General features: G+C 54.7%; 8 protein-coding genes. 4 read left to right on the plus strand and 4 right to left on the minus strand.

The genetic code is table 11. From position 1 onward, the window contains the following. The coding region (locus ACXJ5O_RS19045) for an FAD-binding protein (protein ID WP_457301267.1) at positions 1-627 on the minus strand (627 nt) is incomplete at its 3' end. A 98-nt stretch (positions 628-725) separates the two neighbouring features. Between ACXJ5O_RS19045 and ACXJ5O_RS19050 the strand changes: the two genes are divergently transcribed. After that, positions 726-1,460 carry a metallophosphoesterase gene (locus tag ACXJ5O_RS19050; protein WP_457301268.1) on the plus strand — a complete coding sequence of 245 codons (735 nt, stop codon included), beginning with the start codon at positions 726-728 and terminating at the stop codon, positions 1,458-1,460. A 13-nt stretch (positions 1,461-1,473) separates the two neighbouring features. Here ACXJ5O_RS19050 and ACXJ5O_RS19055 read toward each other — a convergent pair whose 3' ends face one another. Further along, on the minus strand, positions 1,474-1,614 hold the full coding sequence (locus ACXJ5O_RS19055; RefSeq protein WP_183663811.1) for a hypothetical protein: 141 nt from the start codon (positions 1,612-1,614) through the stop codon (positions 1,474-1,476). Positions 1,615-1,792: 178 nt separating this feature from the next. Then, on the minus strand, positions 1,793-2,491 hold the full coding sequence (locus ACXJ5O_RS19060; protein WP_457301272.1) for a type 1 glutamine amidotransferase: 699 nt from the start codon (positions 2,489-2,491) through the stop codon (positions 1,793-1,795). Positions 2,492-2,563: 72 nt separating this feature from the next. On the opposite strand from ACXJ5O_RS19060, the gene ACXJ5O_RS19065 reads away from it, so the two are divergent. Continuing rightward, positions 2,564-3,196: a hypothetical protein gene (locus ACXJ5O_RS19065; RefSeq protein WP_457301269.1), complete on the plus strand. Its 633-nt coding sequence runs from the start codon at positions 2,564-2,566 to the stop codon at positions 3,194-3,196. Here the strand turns inward: ACXJ5O_RS19065 and ACXJ5O_RS19070 are convergent. Then, on the minus strand, positions 3,170-4,069 hold the full coding sequence (locus ACXJ5O_RS19070; protein ID WP_457301270.1) for a DMT family transporter: 900 nt from the start codon (positions 4,067-4,069) through the stop codon (positions 3,170-3,172). The genes ACXJ5O_RS19065 and ACXJ5O_RS19070 overlap by 27 nt on opposite strands. Positions 4,070-4,200: 131 nt before the next feature. On the opposite strand from ACXJ5O_RS19070, the gene ACXJ5O_RS19075 reads away from it, so the two are divergent. Then, entirely contained in the window at positions 4,201-4,638 is a 438-nt protein-coding gene (locus ACXJ5O_RS19075) for an Lrp/AsnC family transcriptional regulator (protein WP_114428303.1), read from the plus strand. Between the two features lie 20 nt (positions 4,639-4,658). After that, a partial coding sequence (locus ACXJ5O_RS19080) for an RNA methyltransferase PUA domain-containing protein (protein ID WP_457301271.1) occupies positions 4,659-4,887 on the plus strand: 229 nt, incomplete at its 3' end.

The raw sequence follows: 4,887 nt of genomic DNA on the forward strand, positions 1-4,887 counted from the left end.
CATCAAACCAAGAAGATCATAGCCTTCCGTATCGAGATGCTTGCCGCCAAGCCGGACCACTTCGCCGGTGATCAGCACCATTTCGAGGCCAAGGACGTTGTTCGCGGTAAGCCCGTATTTCAGGCAATGCACGCCACCTGAGTTTTCGGCAACATTGCCGCCGATCGAGCAGGCGATTTGCGAAGATGGATCCGGTGCATAATAGAAGCCTTCGTGTTCGACCGCCTTGGTGATGCCAAGATTGGTTACACCCGGCTGTACGACGGCGACGCGATTGGGATAATCGATTTCCAATATCTGGTTGAAGCGCGACATGACGAGCAGTACCGCGTCTTCGAGTGGCAGGGCGCCCCCAGACAGGGACGTCCCAGAGCCGCGCGGCACGACCTTTACATTGTTATCATGGCAATATTTGAGGACGCGCGAAACCTGCGCCACGGTTTGTGGCAGGACCACGACCAGCGGCAGTTGGCGATAGGCGGTCAGGGCATCCGACTCAAATACCCGCATCGCATTGGTGGCGTCGACGACACCCTCGCCCGGAACTATTGCCCGCAGCGCCGTAACGATGTCCGAACGGCGCGACATGGTTGCGTCGTCGGCTTTCGGCATCAGTAGTCCGGACATGAACTTTCCCTTGTTACAGCTATTCCAGCATGTCTCGCTATGACATTATCCGCTTGGACGAGATATCGCACAACTACGACGCGAAAGACAATTGCACAATGAAAACAGTTGATTTCAAACATGCACGGGGACCCGACAGGCTGCGAGTCTATGCCATTGGCGATGTGCATGGCCKGCTCGATCTTTTGCAGGAAATGCATCGGCGCATTCAGGCGGAGAACGAGAAATCACCACCTTTCGATTGGGTGATTGTTCATCTTGGCGACTATGTCGATCGCGGTCCCAATTCAAAAGGCGTGCTTGATCTTTTGGTCAGTGCACAGAAGAAGACGCACCGGATGCTGGCTATCACAGGAAATCACGATATCGGCTTTCTGGAGTTTCTGGCGACTGGCGCCCCCAATGGAATGTTCGCACACAATGGCGGTCGCCAGACCGCGCTTTCCTATGGCGTTTCCATCGATTTCAACGATCTTGGGTCGATAGCGGCGGGACGGGATGCGCTGCTAGACGTAGTTCCCCCCGGGCACATAGAATTTCTTCGCGGCCTCAAGCGTTCGATGATTTTTGGCGATTTTTTCTTTTGCCATGCCGGGATACGTCCGAGCGTCGATCTAGATCGTCAGGATCCGGAAGATCTCGTGTGGATCAGGGAGCAATTCCTTGGGGAGCCGCGGCTCTATCCGAAAGTCATCATCCATGGCCATACGCCCGTCACTGACGTGGAAATCAGGCCAAACCGCGTCAACCTCGATACCGGGGCGGTGTTCAGCGGTCGTCTCAGCGCGATCGCAATCGACGCCGAGAACAAGTTTTTACTGGAGGCCGTGTGAAAGACTTTGGCTATCAGCGGGAAGAGGTGCTCACGCCGTAACCGTCGCTGGAAACGGTATGGCTACCGGCATCTACCGAGAACAGACCTGCGCCCATGAAGAGGATGGCTGAGAGCATCACGGCAGTTAAAAGTGCAGCACTCTTGGTGGTCATTTCGGGCGTTTCCATCGGTTTCTATCGGTCTGGCTTCATGCCAGTTAACCAGTGTGGCCAATAAAGGACGCAATTATTACCAACTAGTGAATTGGAGACACGCTTCACCTGAATCCCGACATCCAATCGGATTCGGAATTAGGCTGTTGCCAAGTTGCAACGAAATCTCGATGCAGGTCTAGATCAGTGCCACCCAAGCGCGAGCGAGCGCCAGGCCGGCCGCATCTGCTTCAGCCCCGTCACGCTCCAGATAGGTGCGGTAATTGACGAGCCAATGAGGATCGATATTTTCGATCTGGTCATGAAAAACCCGTTTCCACTCGTCAACGAGCTTGGTATCGGCCTCGAAATGAAACTGGATGCCATAGACAGCACGACCGATACGAAATGCCTGGTTCCGGGTCATATGACTTGAAGCGAGGTGTACCGCACCTTCAGGAAGCGTAAAGGTGTCGCTGTGCCAGTGAAAGATTGGAAACTTTTGCGGAACAGCCGAAAGAACGGGATCAGATTTCGCTTCGACAATTCCAGTCACCTCGCGCCATCCGAACTCGGTCTGACGGCCAAGAATATTTTCGGCGCCGTAGCCGCGCGCAACGAGCTGACTGCCTAGGCAAATTCCAAGAACCGCCTTGTCGGCATCACCGAAACGTTTGATCAATCGCGCCAACCCGGGAAGATAGGGATGAGTGTCATCCGCAAGGGCATTCTGGTCTCCACCGAGTACGACCAGCGCATCGTGATCCAAATCGTCGTCTGGCAAGATTTGATCAAGATAGGGCTGACGCAGATCGATTTCGACACCTGCTTCCTCCAATGCGCGTCCGACTTGGCCAAGGCCTGTATTCTGATAATTCTGAACGACGAGAACGTGCATGCAGCCTGCCTGATGGTCGCAATAACGGGAGTTCTCGGATAGCATGTGCTCTCGAGAGTCGAAAGCCGTCAAATGACCCTGCAAAACCGCGTCACACCTTTTGGCGATATTGTCGCTGCGCCATATCGTGGCGCGCTGATGGGAAACCGCGGCATCATCCACGATCCCGCGACGCGCACTTTGCTCAGGCGTCGGTGGGCCACACGAGCCTGGATCATCTGCGTCTGCGAATTCAAAGGTGTGCGGCGGGAGGTCATGGCGCGACGAAGCTGGACCGAGTTGTTCTTTTTTGACGAGGCGACAGCGCTCACAGCGGGACACCGGCCATGCTTCTATTGCCAGCGGCAACGGGCGAAAGCCTTTCAGGCGGCGTGGGCTGACGGGAATAAAACATCGATCCAGCCTGCGCCTGCAATGGACGCGGCCCTGCACCGGGAACGGCTAAATGCCAAGGGTGGTAAACGGCGGCATCCCATCGAAGGTCAGATAAAGGATTTACCGAATGGGACGATGATTGCCAGTGGCGAAGATGCCTATGCTGTAAAAGAAGGAGTGACGTATCTCTGGTCTTGGCAGGGGTACACACCATCTGATCCGCCCAGCCGCAATGTTATGCTCCTCACACCGCCTTCAACCGTCCTGGCGCTGAGCGCGGGCTATAACCCGCTCGTGCGCCTATCAAGCCTTGACACTCACCGGAATTGACCTGCGGAACGTCCAGCCGAGGCTTGTAGCCGCGGCAGCTAGCAGAATGACAGCGGACCCGACCAACTGGCTTGGCTGCAGGGCGTGTCCGAAGGCAATATAGTCCACCAAGATCGCAGCAATCGGATAGATGAAGGAAAGCGAGCCCGTAATGTGTGTCGGCAATTTCTGAATGGCGCTATAGAGCAGAATATACATCAGGCCGGTGTGAACCACGCCTATCGTTATGAGGCTGCTCCATTCGCCTGTGCTTTGCGGAAGTCGAGCGAAATCGGCGAATGGTGCAAGCATCAGGACGCCAACGCAGACCTGAATGAGGGCGATGAGGTGTGATGGAATGCCTTTCAGGCGTTTGGCCACTATAGCAGCGATCGCATAGAGAAAGGCTGCGCCGAGCGACAGGGCAATGCCCACCATGTAGTCGGAGCCGTTATAAGCGCCTCCAGGTTTGGCCTGGACGATTAGCAACATCCCCGCAAAGGCGAAACCTAGCCACAAGAGCTTTGTGGCTGTGAGTTTTTCCTTGAAAATCAACGCGCCCAGACCAACCAGCATGAACGGCTGGACGTTATACACCGTGGTGGCGATGGCAATGGATGCGCGTGAGTAAGCGGCAAAAAGCAGAACCCAGTTCAACACGATTGCTATTCCGCCAACAACGGCAAGCCCGAAGAGTTTCAGCGAAATGGCATCACGTCGCAGCAGCCCGAGTGCCCCGCAGACAGCGAGCAGTGTCACAGCACCAATGGCGCAGCGCCAGAACACCACCGACAGGACCGGTTGCCCTGACATCAATACAAACCAGCCGATTGTCCCTGAAATGAGCATGGCGGCAGTCATTTCAACGCTGCCTCTCAACACATCTTTTTCCATGTCGAACACCTTTTGTTGATTTGCCAAGGGTATGCGCCAAGTGACGAATTTGATATATGTCACAAAAGGCAAAACTCGCGCTTTACCTTCTTATTTGAGGCGAAACAAACGAGTGGCCTTAGGAGGAAATTATGCTTGATGATCTTGACCGAACTATCATCGAGATTCTTGTTCATGATGCGCGTATATCGCTAAAAGAACTTAGCAATCAGGTGGGCCTGTCTTCGCCTAGCGTTTCCGAGCGATTGCGCCGCCTTGAAGAGAAAAAAGTGATCCGCTCCTTTACGATCGACATCGATCCCGTCGCCCTCGGCTACAGCCTTTCGGCTATTGTACGCGTCAGGCCATTACCCGGCATGCTGCACATCGTCGAAAAGCTGATACAGGAAACGCCGGAAATAACTGAATGCGACAAAGTCACAGGTGACGATTGCTTCGTCGGTAAATTACAATTCCGGACGATGGAACAACTCGACATGATACTCGACCGTCTATCGGAAAGGGCCGAGACAAACACGTCCATTGTCAAGTCGTCGCCGGTCAAGCGCCGCCTGCCTCCGCTCAGCTAAATCCAACCTTCGGTTATTCAATGCGCGCAAATTACAAAATGCAGCGGCTCTACGTCACCGACAGTCTTGCCGCCGGGAAGCGCGCGGAGACGAGTCCGGAGGCTGTCAACTATCTGTCCAATGTATTGCGGATGAAGGACGGCGATGAAATCCTCGTCTTCAACGGGCGTGATGGCGAATGGCGTGCGGCATTGCGGTTTGAGAGCAAGAAAAAGCTGTTCCTTGAACCGCTGGAACAGACTCGCCAAC

Source organism: Phyllobacterium sp. P5_D12, from assembly GCF_054049495.1.